This window comes from Streptomyces sp. cf386 (assembly GCF_900103585.1).
GTDB lineage: Bacteria > Actinomycetota > Actinomycetes > Streptomycetales > Streptomycetaceae > Streptomyces.
Genome location: NZ_FNHV01000008.1, coordinates 70816 through 85661, shown reverse-complemented (window position 1 = coordinate 85661; position 14846 = coordinate 70816). Strand labels below are relative to the sequence as shown.

Sequence of the window (14846 nt, the reverse complement as noted above, 5' to 3'; positions counted from 1 at the left end):
GGGTCACGCGGTCACCGTCTCGGTCGGGGCCTGCGGGATACGGCGGCTCGCGATGTCGTCGAGTGCCGCGTTGGCGAGCAGCTCGTCGAACCGGGCGGCGCGGACCCGGCCTGCGTTCTTCGTGGTCTGGTGGACGATCCAGCCGTAGGTGCCGGGGGCGTCCACGCTGAGGTTGTTGCGCTGCCCCAGGGCGCGCTTGTAGTCGTCGAGGCGCTTGATCGCGATCAGTGTCGCCAACTCGCCGTCGTCGAAACGGTCCAGCGTGCCGCGCAGGTACTTCACGACGCGCTGCTTGACGAAGAAGTCCTCGGTGAGCACGAGATTGCGGACGGCTTCGGCGACCCGTGGGTCGTCCGGTCCTGTCGCCCCGGGCACCCGCTGGAGCGCGAGGTCCTGCGCGACGCCGAGCACCGTGTACGACGACAGCAGCGAGAACATGTCGTCGCTGCCCTGGTCGCCGAAGGCAGGGGCCCGGCCGCCGAGCACCGTACGGCGGTCGCGGTAGTCGACCTTGAAGGCGCGGAGCTTGTCCGTCGCGATCGAGGTGGCGAGCTCGTCGAGGAGCTGGGAGCGGGTGGCCGCGGCGAGGATCTCGGTCGAGTCCTGGTAGAGGAGCAGCGCGCGCGGCATCCCGCAGTACAGGTGCTGCCGCTCGGCATCCCAGTGCTCCAACAGCCGGGCGGCCAGCGGGGATCCGGTGGCCTCCAGATGCCATGCCAGCAGCAGCCGTACGGCCTCCTCGTGGAAGGCGCCGTGCGCGGTGTCCGTCACCGGGAACACGAGCAGCGAGTCGGCGCTCACCCGGCCGGCCAGCTCGCCCGAGGGGTCGTACTGGTACAGGAACCCGCCGCTCATGCCGTTGCCGAGGCCCTTGCCGAAGCCGCCGAGGTTGAGGACCGTACCGCCGGTCATGTACTCGCAGCCGAAGTCGCCGAGGCCCTCGACGACCGCCGTGGCACCGGAGTTGCGCACGGCGAACCGGTCACCGGCCTCGCCCTGCACGAAGGTCCGGCCGCCGGTCGCGCCGAACAGCGCGAAGTTCCCGACGAGCACATTGCCGCCCCGCTCGGCGCTGCCGCCGCCCGGTGCGCGCACGACGATCCGGCCGCCGCTCTGGCTCTTGCCGACGCCGTCGTTGGCGGTGCCGGTGTGTTCGAGGGTGATGCCGTCGTTGCAGAAGACGCCGTACGACTGACCGGCGGAGCCGGTGGTGCGGATGCGGACGGCGTCGTCGACGAGGCGGCGGCGGCCGCGGTCGTCGGTCTCGACCGCGGGCACCCCCGCGAGGTCTTCGAGTTCGTGATTGAGGAGCCGCTCGACGTCGATGCCGAGCTGACCGCCCACCGACTTGTCACTGTTGCCGAGGCGGATGCCCTCGACGAGCAGGGACGGCTCGCGCCGGTCGACGAGCGCGGCACGCACCCGCTCGATGAGGGCGTCGTCGGTGGTGAAGTCCTTCTCCAGGTACTCCGGATCCGCCACGACCTTCTCGGGCACGCGCGCGAGCAGGCGGCGGACGTCGAGGCGCCCGACGCTCGCGGGGTGGTCGAGGAGTTGGAGCAGGTCCGTACGCCCCCGGGCCTCGCGCAGCGACCGCAGGCCGAGGCGGGCGAGGATCTGGCGGACGTCGTGGGCGATGTTGAGCAGGTACTGCGCCAGCGCGCGCGGGTCTCCCTCGAAGACCTCCGGGTTCGTGGTGAGCCCGGCGGGGCACTTCACGTTGCAGTTCTTCGCCATGACGCAGCCGAGCATCATCAGAGCCGTCGTACCGAACTCGAAGCTGTCCGCCCCGAGCAGCGCCGACGTGACGACGTCGCCGCCGGTCTGGTGCGCGCCGGAACAGCGCAGGACGACCTTCTGCCGCAGCCCGTTCGCGACGAGCGCCTGGTGGACCTCGGCGACGCCGATCTCCGCCGAACGCCCGGCGTACTTGAGGCTGGTGACGGCCGCGGCGCCCGTGCCGCCGGTGTTCCCGGCGACGTTGATGACGTCCGCGCCGGCCTTGGCGACACCGACCGCGATGGTGCCGATGCCCTCCGAGGACACCAGCTTGACGATGACCCGGACCCGGGCGGCCTTGCAGTCGTGGATGAGCTGGGCGAGGTCCTCGATCGAATACGTGTCGTGGTGCGGGGGAGGGGAGATGAGCTCGATGCCGGGGGTGCCGCCCCGCGCGGCGGCGATGTCGACCGTCACCTTCGGCGCGGGCAGCTGGCCGCCCTCGCCGGGCTTCGCGCCCTGCCCGATCTTGATCTCCAGCTCCTGAAGCATCGGGTCGGCGAGATAGCCCGCCCAGATGCCGAACCGGCCGGACGCGAACTGCTTGATCCGGGAGCCGCGGATGGTGCCGTACCGGGTGTGGTGCTCGCCGCCCTCGCCGCTGTTCGACAGGGCGCCGACCATGTTCGTGCCGTGCGCGACGGCCTCGTGCGCGGTCGCCACGAGCGCGCCGTGGCTCATCGCGCCGGAGGCGAGGGAGCGGGTGATCTCGTGGGCGGGCTGGACGTCGTCGAGGGGGACGCTGTCGGGGGCGTTGTCGAGGAGGGTGAGGAGGTGGGCGGCGGTGCCGGTGGCGGTGACTTCGATGCCGTCGGCGCCGGCAGCGAGGGTCCTGACCTCGCCCAGGTGCGCGAGCCCTGCCGCGAGGGCGGCGTGACGGTCGGCGGCGTCGGGGCCCGGGGAGGTGAGGCGGAGCCGGAAGGTGCCCTGCCCGGTGACGGACACGACGACACCGCGCGCCGTGACGTTCGCGTTGCCGCTCGTCGAGTACCGGCCGAGCTCCCGGGCGAAGTCCTGCGCCGTACGCAGCCCCGTCACATCCGCGGGCAGCGCGAGTACGTCCCGCAGCGCGGCCGGCCGACGCGACCGCTCCTCGTGCGTGGTCCGCAGGAAGGCGCGGTACCCCGGCGTGATCCGGAACGCGTCGATCTCGGCGTCGCTGAGCGCGTCGTACCCGGTGTTGCGGTAGGCGGCGTCGGTGATCCCGAACGCGTCGTCGAGCTGGCCGAGCGTGAGCAGGCGCAGCGCGTCGGAGTCCTCGGGCTTCCCGAACTCCGGCCGCTCCTCGACCATGTCGCCGAAGCCGCGCACGGCCGTGACCCCGAACGAGTGCCCGGCGCCGTCCGAGCGCTCCTTGAACAGCCCGAGCAGCGGAATCTGCTGCTCGCTCTCCACCGTACGAGCCCGCTCGTGCCACTCCGTCGCGGCCTGCGCGATACGCGCGAACCCGACTCCGCCGACCGGGGCCTCCATGTGCGGGAAGGCCCGCGCGAACACGTCGTCGCGGGTGTCGAGGTAGTTCGGTTCGAAGAACTCGCCGCCGATGTAGCTCTCGGCGGTGCACAGCCCGACGCGGCCCATGGTCTTGGCGAGCGACTTCTCGGCCGCCTTGCGGAACTTCGCGAGCGCCCGGTCGGTCTCGGTGATCTCACCGGCGGGGGCCGCCGCGCTCGGGTACCTCTCCTCGGCCCGTAGCCGGGCGCTGAGGCTGTAGACGGCGGAGGCGCCGAAGCCGAGCGCGGTGGCGACGTGGTGCGAGGACGCCAGCTGCCCGCTCTCCACCACGAGCGAGACGCGCAGCCGCAGCCCGGTCTCGATGAGGCGCTGGTTCACGGCCGCGACGGCGAGGATCACCGGCAGCGGCGCGCGGGTGGAGGAGACGGCCCGGTCGGTGAGGACCGCGATGCCGCCCTGCTCGCCGGCGAACCGCTCGACGTCGTCGCAGAGCCGCTGGAGCGCGGCCCGGAGCGCGTCGGCGTTGGCGGTCTCGTCGCCGGTCACCGGGTCGTAGAGCATGGCGAACCGCTCCAGCGGAACGATCCGCTGGTCCCGCAGCCGCACCATGTCGAGGTGCCCGAGCACGGGCGAGGAGACGACGAGCTGCCGCCCGTTGGTGGCGTGGGTGCCGTCGGGCTTCGGGCCGAGGGCGACCCGCATGCTCATGCCGTCGGCCTCGCGGATGCTGTCCAGCGGCGGGTTGGTCACCTGGGCGAACCGCTGCGAGAAGTACTTCGCCATGCCGCCCTCGGTGTCGCTGAGCGCGTTGATGGCGTTGCCGTAGCCCATCGCGGAGATCCGCTCCGACCCGTCGGCGAGCATCGGGTCGAGCATGAACCGGAAGCTCTCCTGGTTCAGCGAGTACGCCACGTACCGCCCGGCGAGGGTCAGGTCGCCGTCGTAGCCGAGCGTGGTGGTGCCGCGGTAGTAGTCGGGGGCGGGCAGGTCGTCGAGGTTCACCCGGGCCGAGGCGAGCAGTTCGCTGTACGGCCGGCGCGCGGCGAGGGCGTCGAGCACGTCGCGGGTGCGCATCCGGCGTCCGGTGCGGTGGTCGACGACGAGCATGCCGCCGGCCTCGATACGCCCCCGATGCACGACTTCCTGGTCGGGGAAGGCGACCTGGCCGGCCTCCGAAGCCACCATCAGGTACTCGGCGGTCTCGACGGTACGCAGCGGGCGCAGGCCGAGCCGGTCGAGGCGGGCGCCGATGACGTCGCCGTCGCTGAAGATGAGGGCCGCCGGACCGTCGTTCTTCTCCTCGTAGAGGGAGAAGTACTCCAGCATGTCCCGCACCCCGTCGGGCAGGGTGTGGTCGTTCTCCCAGGCGGGCGGCATGAGCGAGACGACCGCCTCGACGAGGTCAAGGCCGTCGTCGAACACCCGGCTCTGCAGGGTCTGGTCGAGCCGGCTCGAATCGGACTGCCCCGGCGGGCGCACGATGCTGCGGGTGCGGGCCCGCGCGAGCGCCTCGTCGCTCAGCCGGTTCTTGCGGTCGGTGTTCAGCTCGCCGTTGTGCGCCATGAGGCGGAACGGCTGGGCCATGGTCGGATGCGGCTCGGTGTTCGTGGAGAACCGGGTGTGGAAGTACAGCGACCGGACGGAGTGCCGGGGATCGCACAGATCACGGAAGTACCCGATGACCTCCCCGGAGTTGAGCCGCCCCTTGAGCACCTGGGTGCGCGCGCTGAGCGACAGCGGATACAGCCCGGCGTACGCGTCGGCGTCGGCATAGGCGACGGCCTCGATCGCGAGCAGGGCGCGGTTGGCGGCGGAGTCGACCTCGGCGCGTTCCCAGCCCTCCGGCGCGCGGAACACCCACTGCACGATGGGCAGTTGGTACTGCTCGGCGGCGGGGCAGGCGACGGTGTGGTCGACAGGGACGTCGCGGACGACGAGGACCTCGAAGCCCTGCTCGGCGATGCTCCGTCCGACGAGCTCCACGGCGCCGTCGCGGCGGCCGGCGTCGGTCGGTACGAAGCAGTTCGCGACGCCGAAGTGGCCGGCGCGCAGCTCCTCGCCGGTGAGCGCGCCGAAGAACTCCACGGACAGGTCGACGCTCACGCCCGCACCGTCGCCGACGCCCTCGGCGGACTTGCCGCCGCGGTGCGGGATGGTACAGAGCGCTTCGTGGCCCTTGAGGATGACGTCGTGGCTTCGCGTCCCGTCGAGGCGGGTGAGGAAGCCGACGCCGCAGTCGCTGTGGTCGAGGGCAGGGTCGTACAGACCCAGGGGGGTGTGATTCACGGGCGGGTCCTGTGAGCAGCTGGTTCCGGCAGCGGAACGGCCAGGCTGCGTCGGTGAAGCGCTCGCCGCGGGCGGACCGGTGTGACGGCCGAGGCCCTGAGTGGTGCGATTTCGGATAGTAAGGCTTGCCTAAGTTTCTTTGCAAGTGTGTGTCCTGCAGGTATCTGCTGCGCGCATCGCCGGGGACGTCGAATGTGCGGGTTCCCGATCGACGTGAGAGTGAAGGCAGCACATCTCGGGACCAGGACCAGGACCTCAGGAGCCCCATCGTGATCGTGACCGCGGATATGGCCATCTCCCTCGACGGCTACGTCGCCGGCACCGACGTCTCCCTCGACAACCCGGGAGGCGACGGCGCCGAGCCGCTCTTCGAGTGGATCCACAACCTGGCGAGCTGGCGGGAGCGCCAGGGCATGACCGGTGGGGCGGAGAACCGCGACTCGGAGCTGATGCGCGAGTGGTTCGACGCGACCGGAGCGGTGGTCATGGGGCGGCTGATGTACGACACGGGCGAGGAGTTCTGGGGCGACAACCCGCCCTTCCGCGCCCCGGTCTTCGTGCTCACCCACCGCCCCCGGCCCACCCTGGTCAAGGAGGGCGGCACCACCTTCACCTTCGTCACCGACGGCATCCACAGCGCCCTCGACCGGGCGAAGGCCACCGCCGGGGACCGGAACGTCGACATCGCGGGCGGGGCGAGCACGGTGCGGCAGTACCTCGGGGAGGGGCTCATCGACGAGCTGCAGCTCCATGTGGTGCCCGTGCTCATGGGGGCGGGGCTGCGGCTCTTCGAGGGGCTGGGCGCCGGGCGGCGGGACCTGGAGCCGGTGAGGGTCGTCGACACGCCCCTCGCCACGCACCTGAAGTACCGCTTTGTGAAGTGACCCGGCACGGACGACAGCCCGGCCCCGGCAGTCCCCCTGCTGCCGGGGCCCCGGCCACCGCCCTGGGTGTCGGCCCTACAGGAAGCTGACGTTCTGGGCGAGGGCGAGGCGGCTGGAGTAGTTGATGGTGTTGGTCGCCGGGCGCATGTACGCGCGCCAGGCGTCGGAGCCGGACTCCCGGCCGCCCCCGGTCTCCTTCTCGCCGCCGAAGGCGCCGCCGATCTCCGCTCCGGAGGTGCCGATGTTGACGTTGGCGATACCGCAGTCGGAGCCCTCGGCGGAGAGGAAGCGTTCGGCCTCCTGCTGGTCGCGGGTGAAGATGCTGGAGGACAGGCCCTGCGGGACGTCGTTGTGCAGGGCGATGGCCTCCTCGAAGGTGTCGTAGGTCAGGACGTAGAGGATCGGGGCGAAGGTCTCCTGCCGTACGACGTCGGTCTGTTCGTCGACGCGGACGATGACCGGCTCGGCGTAGGCGGCCCGGGGCGCCGTGTCGGCGAGGCGCCGGCCGCCGCCCACGAGCACCTTGCCGCCCTGTGCCTGGACGCGGGCGACCGAGTCGTGCATGGCGTCGAGGGCGGCGGTGGAGATGAGGGGGCCGACCAGGGTGGCCTCGTCGAACGGGTCGCCGATGGGGAGCTTGGCGTACGCGGCCGTCAGACGGGCGACGAGGGTGTCCGCGATGTCGCGGTGGACGATGAGACGGCGCAGGGTGGTGCAGCGCTGGCCTGCGGTGCCGGCGGCGGCGAAGACGATGCCCTGGACGGCGAGGTCGAGATCGGCGGACGGGGCGACGACCGCGGCGTTGTTGCCGCCGAGCTCCAGCAGCGTGCGGCCGAAGCGGGCCGCGACCCGGGGGCCGACCTCGCGGCCCATGCGGGTGGAGCCGGTGGCGCTGACGAGGGCGACGCGCGGGTCGTCCACGAGCTTCTCGCCGATGGCGCGGTCGCCGAGGAGGAGACGGTGTACGTCACGGGGGGCGCCGACCTCTTCGGCCGCCCGGTCCAGGAGGCGGTCGCAGGCGAGGGAGATCAGCGGGGTCAGCTCGGACGGCTTCCAGACCACCGTGTCGCCGCAGGCCAGGGCCACGGCGGTGTTCCACGACCACACGGCGGCCGGGAAGTTGAACGCGGAGATGACGCCGACGACCCCGAGCGGGTGCCAGGTCTCGGCGAGGCGGTGGCCGGGGCGCTCGGAGGCGATGGTGCGGCCGTAGAGCTGCCGGGAGAGGCCGACCGCGAACTCGCAGATGTCGATCATTTCCTGGACCTCGCCGAGCGCCTCCGAGCGGATCTTGCCCGCCTCGATGGTGATGAGGTCGGCGAGGTCGCTCTTGTGCTCGCGCAGCAACTCGCCCAGCCTGCGGACGAGTTCACCGCGCCGGGGCGCCGGTGTGGTGCGCCAGGTGAGGAACGCCTCGCGGGTGGCGGCGAGGGCCTCCTCGACGTCGGCCCCGGTGGCGGCGGCCAGGCCGAACAGGTCCTCGCCGGTGATGGGCGTACGGGCCTGGACGCCGGTGCCTTCGGGGACGGTCGCGCCGATGCGCTCCAGGCTCGCGAGGGCCCGGACGCGCAGGTCCTCGGTGGTGGGCAGGGCGGTGCCGGTCATGATGCTCCCTTGAGGGTGGTGAGGTGCACTTCGAGTTCTGCGGCGACCTGGGCCAAGGACTCGGTCTGCTGCCGCTCGTACAGGGCGAAGGGGTCGAGGATTTCGCGGCCGACGGCGCCGGAGAGCCAGTCGCTGTCGTAGGCGGCGCCTTGCTGGTCGTTGTCCCGGGAACCCGCGTCGCTGAGGTTGGACTGGAAGATGCCGGCCGCCGAGCGGGGCAGGAAGTCCTCGTAGACGATGGGCTCGGCCCGCACCCAGCCCTGGGCCAGCAGGTCGCCGAGGGCTTCCGGCGGACGGCTGCCGTCCCGCGGCCGGTCCGGTACGACGTGGTAGGTGAAGTACGCCAGCTGCTGGGCGGCCAGCTCGCGTTCCGTGCCCGGGACGTGCTCCGTCCACAGGCTGTGGGCAAGGTCGGCCCGGTCGGCGCCGGGGTGTGCGGCCGTTCGCTCGTCGAGCAGGGTGAGCAGCCGGTCGTACAGGGCCCGGCCCTCCCGGGTCACGGCGATACCGCGCGCCTCGACCTCGCCGAACCGCACCCGCAGGGCGCCACTGGTCACGCCGCCGTCCGGGGTGCGCAGGGCGCGGGGCTCGGCCAGGGCCCGGAAGGACGTCTGGCGCAGCAGCAGGTCGGGCCCCTTCCACCGGGGCGGCCCCTGGATGGTGTCGATCATCTCGATGCCGCGCTCGGTCATACGCCGGTACAGCTCGTCGATGTCCAGGACGCGCGGGGTGAGGTGGTTGATGTGGGTGCTGCGTACGCCGCCGATGTCCGCGGCGACGGCGGAGACCCGCTCCAGGGTCTCGTACCAGGCCTTGTCGATCGGTTCCGTCGACAACTCGAAGGCGGCGACGGCCAGGTGGAGGAAGCGCTCGGCGTCGGCCTCCGGCAGTTCCCGCTCCGCCTCCGCCCGGTCGGCCAGGGCGAGCAGCTCCGGCGGGAACAGTTCGCGGCCGGCGAGGAACGTCTCCAGGCGGGCGCGCAGGTCGGCGTCGAAGAACCGGGGGTCCGCCGGGGTGAGCATGGAGGTGAAGACGCGGAAGGGGTTGCGGGCCAGCTCCTCCCCGTCGACGGGACGGAACGCGGTCGACACCACGGGCACCGCGCTGGCGGCGGCCTCGCGCAGGTCGTAGAAGCCGACCGGACGCATGCCGAGGGCGCCGAAGACACGGGCGACCCGGGCCAGTTCGGCGGGGGTGCCGACGCGGATGGCGCCGTGGCGTTCCGCGGTCACCCGGCCGATGGAGCCGAGGCGTTCGGCGTCGGCACCCTGGGCGCGCAGCACGTCCTCGTTCACCTCGCGCGAGATGTCCACGAGCGTGGTGTAGGCGGGGACTTCACGGCCGTACATGTCTGACAGTCGCGCGGCGAAGGCGGCGCGCAGCTGCCACTGGCTGATCATCGAGGGGGTCCTTCCTGTCGAGGAGTTCACACCACGTGGGCTTCGGGGCGGATCTCCGCTCCGGTTCGGAAGCGGTCCGCGCTGAGGGGCGAGATGTCGACGAAGGGTTCGCGGCCGAGGTGCAGGTCGCGCACGATCTCGCCGACGGCGGGGCCCTGCAGGAAGCCGTGGCCGGAAAACCCGGTGGCGTACAGGAAGTTGGGCACCTCGCCGGAGCGTCCGATCAGCGCGTTGTGGTCGGGGGTGACCTCGTACAGTCCGGCCCACCCGTCGGCGATCGCCATGCCGGCCAGCGCGGGGGCCCGCTCCCGTACGACCTCCCGGAAGAGCTCCAGCCACTCGGGGGTCCAGGTCGTGTCGAAGCCCTCCGGCTGGCCGGGGTCGGCGAGGCCGAACAGCAGGCCGTCGTCGCTGTTGTGGAAGTAGGCCGACGACGCGAAGTCGATGGTGAAGGGGATACGGGGCGCCGGGGGAGTGAGCGGCGCCGTGAAGGCGAGCTGGCGGCGCACCGGCCGCACCGGCAGGTCGACGCCGGCCATGGCGCCGATCTGCCCGGACCAGGCGCCGGCCGTACAGATCACGGTGGAGCAGTCGATGCGGCCGCGGTCGGTGTGGACCGCGGTGACCCGGTCGCCGGCGGTGTCGATGCCGGTCAGGCAGGTGTGGGTGGCGAAGGTGACACCGGCCCGGGCCGCCGCGTCGGCGTATCCCCGGACGACCAGGGCGGGGCGGGCGTGGCCGTCGGCGGGGGAGAAGGCGGCGGCGAGGAGGCCGTCGGTGCTGACGTAGGGACACAGCCGCCGTGCCTCGTCCGGGCCGATCATGCGGGTGGGGACGCCCAGGGAGTTCTGGATCCCGACACTCGCCTCGAAGTCCGCGGCCTGCCGGTCCGTGGTGAGCAGGAAGAGATAGCCGACGCTGTCGAGGCGGATGTCGGCGCCGGGGCGGTGCGGGAAGTCCTCGAAGGCGCGCAGGCTGCGGCTGCCCAGTTCGATGTTGAGCGGGTCGGAGAACTGGGCACGCACGCCGCCGATCGGTTTGCCCGAACTGCCGCTGCACAGGTCGTCGCGCTCGACCACGACGACGTCGGTCACCCCCGCCTCGGCGAGGTGGAAGGCGATGCTCGCACCCATCACTCCACCCCCGATGATCACGACATCGGCGGTGGGCGGAACGGTGCGGAAGGCGGAGGAGCCGGAGGAGCCGGAGGAGCCGGAGGAGCCGGAGGTGCCGGAAGTGCCGGAGGAGCTGGACAAGGGCCGTCCTTCCAGAGAGGTGGAGAAGGGCGCTGATCAGCTAGCTGACCGTCATCGTGACGCAACCGAACCGTTGACGTCCATGAACGGTTCGTGCGTCTGATCTATTAGATTCTCTATATGGACTGGACGAGTTCCCAGCTGCGCTCCCTGGTTGAGTTGACCCGGCGCGGCACCATCACCGCGGTGGCCCAGGCACTCGGATACACCCCCGGCGGGGTCTCCCAGCAGATCGCCGCGCTGGAGAAGGCCACCGGCATGGAGCTGCTGCGGCGGGTGGGCCGGCGGGTGGAGCTGACCGACGCCGGACGGACACTGGCCCGGCACGCCGAGCGGATCCTGTCCACGGAGGCCGAGGCGGTGCAGGCCCTGGAGCGCAGCCGGGGCGAGGTCTCCGGTGTGCTGCGGGTCGGCCTGTTCGCCACGGCCGCCGCCGAGATCCTGCCGCTCGCCCTGCGGCGCGTGCACGAGACCCACCCCGGTCTCGACGTGCACAGCCGCGACATGGACGTGGACGAGGTGTACGACGCCGTCGCCTCCGGCGCCGTGGACCTGGCGCTCGGCCTGGACTACCCCGACGTCCCCATCCCCCGCGACCCGGCCCTGCGGGTGACACAGCTGTACCGGGAGCGGTTCTCCCTCGCCGTGCCCACCGGGTCGATGGCCGGCCGCGCGGAGATCTCCCTGGCCGAGACCCAGCATCTGCGGTGGATCCTGCCGTGGGCCGACAGCTACTACGGCCGCGCCGTGCGCACCGCCTGCCGGCGGGTGGGCGTGGAGCCGGACGTACGGCACGAGGTGACCGACACCGCGGCCACCCTGGCGCTGGTCGAGGCGGGCATCGGGGTGAGCACGGTGACGGATCTGATGCTCAGACTGCGCGCCTCGCGGTTCGACGTGGTGCGGCTGCGCGAGACGGTCGAGCGGCACATCGTCGTGGTGTTCCGCTCCTCCGCGGAGGGCCGGCCCACGGTGGCCGCACTCCTCGACGTCCTGCGGGCGGTGGCCGAGTCCCGGCGGGACGTCGGTCAGCCGGGGTAGCCGGGTCAGCCGGGTCAGCCGGGGATGTTGGGCTCGTACTCGTTCCGCCCCCACTCGGAGCTGCCGAGCGGGTAGTCGTACGCGGGCCGTCCCACGTTGCCGCTCGTGCGGAACGGCTTGCCTTCGTCGTCGATGCGTACGGTGCCCTGCCGGCCGCCGCTGGACCAGTCCAGCTCCAGGTACCAGCTCACGTTGTGCGCCCGCGCGTCGGCGAAGACGTAGAAGACCTCGGGATCGGACTCACTCACCTTGTACGGGAAGTCCCGCTGACCGGCCTTGGTGGAGACCGCGGGCCGCCCGGCGTCCAGGTCCACCGTGAACGACGTGGTCTCCACGCCGCCACCGCAGCCGACGCCCATCGCGAAGTCGTTCCAGGCGAGCGGCGCGCTCTTCTCCACCACCCGCACATGCAGGGCGTCCAGGACGACGGTGGCCTTCCCGGTGCCCTGCAAGGTCACCGCGAGCATCTGCTGCCCTGCGGCGACCCCGCCGAACGCGCTGACCCACCCGCGGGCGTCCTGCTCGGTCGGCGGCGGAGGCACCCGCTCGGGCTCCCGGTCGATCAGGTAGTGCTGGCTGCACGGGCCTTCCCACTGGTACGGATTGACGGCGACGTTGGGCGCGGTGGCCCCGTCCTCGACACCGCCGCCCTCGGCGGCCCCTACGCCTCCGCTCCCGCGGGGTGAGGCGGACGAGGAGACCGTGGGACCGCCGCTGGGCGAGGCGGACGGCGAGGCGGACCTGCCCTTGGCGTCGGCCGACCCGGAGGCGCCGGGGGTTCGTTCGCCGACGGAGTCGGTGGTCCGGGAGGCAGCGCCGACGGACCGCTTTCCGTCCCGGTCGTCATCGCCGTCGCCGGCCACCAGGTTGACCACGAGCGCGGCCGACACGAGCGCGGCGACCACGGCGGCCCCGGCGAGGACGGCGGTACGCCGCCGCCGTGCCACGGGAACCTCCGCCGAGGCCGGCCGGTCGACCTCGGGGTCGGCATCGGCAGCGGTGTCGGCGACGGTGTCGGATTCGGTCGTCGCGGATTCGGCCGTCGTGCCGGGCCCGGTCGTCATATCGGGCGCGCTCGCCTTCTGCCTCCGCCGGGCGTCCGCGAGAACCCACCGCCGATGCAGTTCCACGAGTTCCTCGGGCGTCGCCTTGCACAACCGCGCGAACCGCTCCACGGGGGCGTAGTCCGTCGGTACGGCGTCCCCGTTGACGTACCGGTGAAGCGTGGACGTACTCGTGTGCAGCCGCTTCCCGAGCACCCCGTAACTGAGCCCGGACCGCTCCTTCAACCGGCCCAGCAGCTCCGAGAACTCGTCCCCCGCCACGGTTCCTCCCTCTCCCACGTCCCGGAACTCCATTCCAGGGGGCGGTCGTTCCCCCAGGTCAGCGCCATTGCGAGCGTTCCAGCGTTCCAAATGCTCCGGCAGTCATGGCGGCCGGGACGGATCACCGCACAACCTTGGGTCATCCAAGCACGCCGCTCCCGGCACCCGGTCGAGCGGCCCATGCCGACACCCGTACCGCAACAGGGGGATTCACATGTCCACACGCACCCACCGCACCCGCATGCTCGCCGCCGCCGCGCTCACGGCCGTCACGCTGACGCTGACCGCATGCAACAGCGGAGAGGGCGTCAAGGACGAGGGGGCGTCGGCGGGATCCGCGTCGTCGGCCTCCGCCACGTCTTCGTCCGAGGCGAGCGGGGGCGGCTCCGCCGGGTTGGGGCAGACCGACCAGACGGGCTCGTCCTCCGCAGGCTCGACGGGCGGCGCGGCCGGTTCCGGCGGCACGAAGGGTTCCACGGGGTCGTCGGGTTCGACGGGTTCCTCGGGGTCGTCGGGCTCCACGGGTTCCTCGGGCGGCTCCCAGGACTCGGGGCCCACCAGGACCCCGTGCTCGCCCGGCTCCACCCGGACGACCGCCACCGAGGTCAACCGCCCCCTGAACCACCTTCTCCTCACCGTCACCAACACCGGCTCGAAGAACTGCAACCTCGTCGGCTATCCGGCGGTGCGGTTCACCGACGCCCAGTCCGTCCCGCCCGCCTTCGAGGACTCCAAGCCGCAGGCGGTGGTCACGCTGGCCCCCGGTGAGTCGGGCTACGCGAGTGTCCTTCTCTCGGCGGCCGACGGCAGCGGCGGGGACGGCTACACGGCCAAGTCCCTGGAGGTCTACTTCAACACGGACGCGAGCGTCGCCGCCAAGCCGTCGCTCCCCAAGAAGGGCGTGTACATCGACGCATCGATCCAGGTCTCGTACTGGCAGTCGACCATGGCCGACGCCCTCGCATGGTGACGCGTCGGCCCGGCGCCTGACGCGGGCGGTCAGCGGCGCGGTTCCCAGCGGAAGAGCCGGGAGGCCAGTGCGACGGCGACGACGACCCAGGCCAGGGTGGGCAGCAGCAGGGGCAGGGAGTCCGCCACCGGAACGCTGCCGTTCCAGGCGTTGAGGCCAGTCCCAGGCCGAGCATCATGATCACCGTAGAGAGGATCGCCGCCGCCAGGAGGGGAACGTCGGCCGGCCCGCCGGCCCGCCGGCGACCGTGGCCAGGACGGCGAGGATCGCGACCACCTGGACCAGGGCGAGGACGGTCACCGGGAGCATCAGCCCGGAGAGGATGCCGGCGTCGCCCGCCGGGGTGGAGCGCAGCCGCTTGAGGAAGAGGTTCTGGCGGCGCGAGGCCAGCGTGGTCACCGTGGTGGTGTGGAGCCCGAACGCCCCCACGGTGAATACCACCGCCGAGCTGCGCGGACTGTCCACGCTCAAGGAGCGGGTGGGCGACAACGGAGGTGAGCTGAAGGTGGAGCAGACGGACGGGCGCTTCCTCACGGCCGCGGCGTTCGAGCACCTTCCGTCGACGACGCCGCCCTCCGCGGCACGGGAGGACTGACCGATGACCCCCGTGGTGCTCGCCGAACCGCACGACGGCGAGTCCGCCGTACAGGCCGCGCTGCGGCACGCGCCCGACGTCCTGCGAGCCACCGGCGACGGCTACTCCGCCGCCGACATCGCCGCCCGCCTCCACGTCGCGGAGGGCACCGTACGCAACTACCTGTCGAACGCCATGCAGAAGACCCAGACCCGAACCCGGCACGAAGCGGCGCGTTACGCGCGGGAGCACGACTGGCTGTAGGGCGGTG

General features: G+C 72.1%; 10 protein-coding genes and 1 pseudogene. 5 read left to right on the top strand and 6 right to left on the bottom strand.

The window, feature by feature from the left end; all coding sequences use genetic code 11:
* Window positions 1-3: 3 nt before the first annotated feature.
* Window positions 4-5520 carry a glutamate synthase-related protein gene (locus BLU79_RS21490; protein WP_093907470.1) on the bottom strand — a complete coding sequence of 1839 codons (5517 nt, stop codon included), beginning with the start codon at window positions 5518-5520 and terminating at the stop codon, window positions 4-6.
* A 269-nt stretch (window positions 5521-5789) separates the two neighbouring features.
* Between BLU79_RS21490 and BLU79_RS21485 the strand changes: the two genes are divergently transcribed.
* Complete coding sequence (locus BLU79_RS21485) at window positions 5790-6404, top strand: dihydrofolate reductase family protein (protein ID WP_093907469.1); 615 nt, start codon at window positions 5790-5792, stop codon at window positions 6402-6404.
* Between the two features lie 75 nt (window positions 6405-6479).
* On the opposite strand, the gene BLU79_RS21480 is transcribed toward BLU79_RS21485, so the two are convergent.
* The 3 genes from BLU79_RS21480 to BLU79_RS21470 are packed head-to-tail and all read right to left on the bottom strand — an operon-like array spanning window position 6480 to window position 10563.
* Entirely contained in the window at window positions 6480-8009 is a 1530-nt protein-coding gene (locus BLU79_RS21480) for an L-piperidine-6-carboxylate dehydrogenase (RefSeq protein WP_093907468.1), read from the bottom strand.
* The gene (locus BLU79_RS21475) at window positions 8006-9409 is read right to left on the bottom strand and encodes a 2-oxoadipate dioxygenase/decarboxylase (protein WP_093907467.1); all 1404 of its coding nucleotides are present in this window, start codon (window positions 9407-9409) and stop codon (window positions 8006-8008) included. Before BLU79_RS21475 ends, BLU79_RS21480 begins: the two co-directional genes overlap by 4 nt.
* 26 nt (window positions 9410-9435) lie before the next feature.
* A complete protein-coding gene (locus BLU79_RS21470) occupies window positions 9436-10563 on the bottom strand; it encodes an NAD(P)/FAD-dependent oxidoreductase (RefSeq protein ID WP_305657745.1) in 1128 nt (375 codons plus the stop codon).
* A gap of 222 nt (window positions 10564-10785) precedes the next feature.
* Between BLU79_RS21470 and BLU79_RS21465 the strand changes: the two genes are divergently transcribed.
* Window positions 10786-11706, top strand: a complete 921-nt coding sequence (locus BLU79_RS21465) for a LysR family transcriptional regulator (protein WP_093907465.1) — start codon at window positions 10786-10788, stop codon at window positions 11704-11706.
* A 14-nt stretch (window positions 11707-11720) separates the two neighbouring features.
* Here BLU79_RS21465 and BLU79_RS21460 read toward each other — a convergent pair whose 3' ends face one another.
* Complete coding sequence (locus tag BLU79_RS21460) at window positions 11721-13064, bottom strand: helix-turn-helix domain-containing protein (protein WP_093907464.1); 1344 nt, start codon at window positions 13062-13064, stop codon at window positions 11721-11723.
* 181 nt (window positions 13065-13245) lie between these two features.
* Here BLU79_RS21460 and BLU79_RS21455 point away from each other — a divergent pair, with 181 nt between their 5' ends.
* Window positions 13246-14001, top strand: a complete 756-nt coding sequence (locus BLU79_RS21455) for a DUF4232 domain-containing protein (RefSeq protein ID WP_093907463.1) — start codon at window positions 13246-13248, stop codon at window positions 13999-14001.
* Between the two features lie 180 nt (window positions 14002-14181).
* Here the strand turns inward: BLU79_RS21455 and BLU79_RS49150 are convergent, their stop codons facing one another.
* Complete coding sequence (locus BLU79_RS49150; protein WP_256333413.1) at window positions 14182-14430, bottom strand: hypothetical protein; 249 nt, start codon at window positions 14428-14430, stop codon at window positions 14182-14184.
* A 1-nt stretch (window position 14431) separates the two neighbouring features.
* Here BLU79_RS49150 and BLU79_RS47475 point away from each other — a divergent pair, with 1 nt between their 5' ends.
* Both BLU79_RS47475 and BLU79_RS21445 read left to right on the top strand, forming a co-directional pair.
* Entirely contained in the window at window positions 14432-14596 is a 165-nt protein-coding gene (locus tag BLU79_RS47475) for a hypothetical protein (protein WP_218137790.1), read from the top strand.
* Between the two features lie 75 nt (window positions 14597-14671).
* Window positions 14672-14839: pseudogene (locus BLU79_RS21445) on the top strand (response regulator transcription factor); the annotation flags it as partial.
* Window positions 14840-14846 lie beyond the last annotated feature (7 nt).

What these genes read in the sequence shown, in the direction of transcription:
- BLU79_RS21455 (WP_093907463.1), top strand. Translation starts at nt 13,246, where the DNA reads ATGTCCACACGCACCCACCGCACCCGCATGCTCGCCGCCGCCGCGCTC.
- BLU79_RS21480 (WP_093907468.1), bottom strand. Translation starts at nt 8,009, where the DNA reads ATGACCGGCACCGCCCTGCCCACCACCGAGGACCTGCGCGTCCGGGCC.
- BLU79_RS21475 (WP_093907467.1), bottom strand. Translation starts at nt 9,409, where the DNA reads ATGATCAGCCAGTGGCAGCTGCGCGCCGCCTTCGCCGCGCGACTGTCA.
- BLU79_RS21460 (WP_093907464.1), bottom strand. Translation starts at nt 13,064, where the DNA reads ATGGAGTTCCGGGACGTGGGAGAGGGAGGAACCGTGGCGGGGGACGAG.
- BLU79_RS21465 (WP_093907465.1), top strand. Translation starts at nt 10,786, where the DNA reads ATGGACTGGACGAGTTCCCAGCTGCGCTCCCTGGTTGAGTTGACCCGG.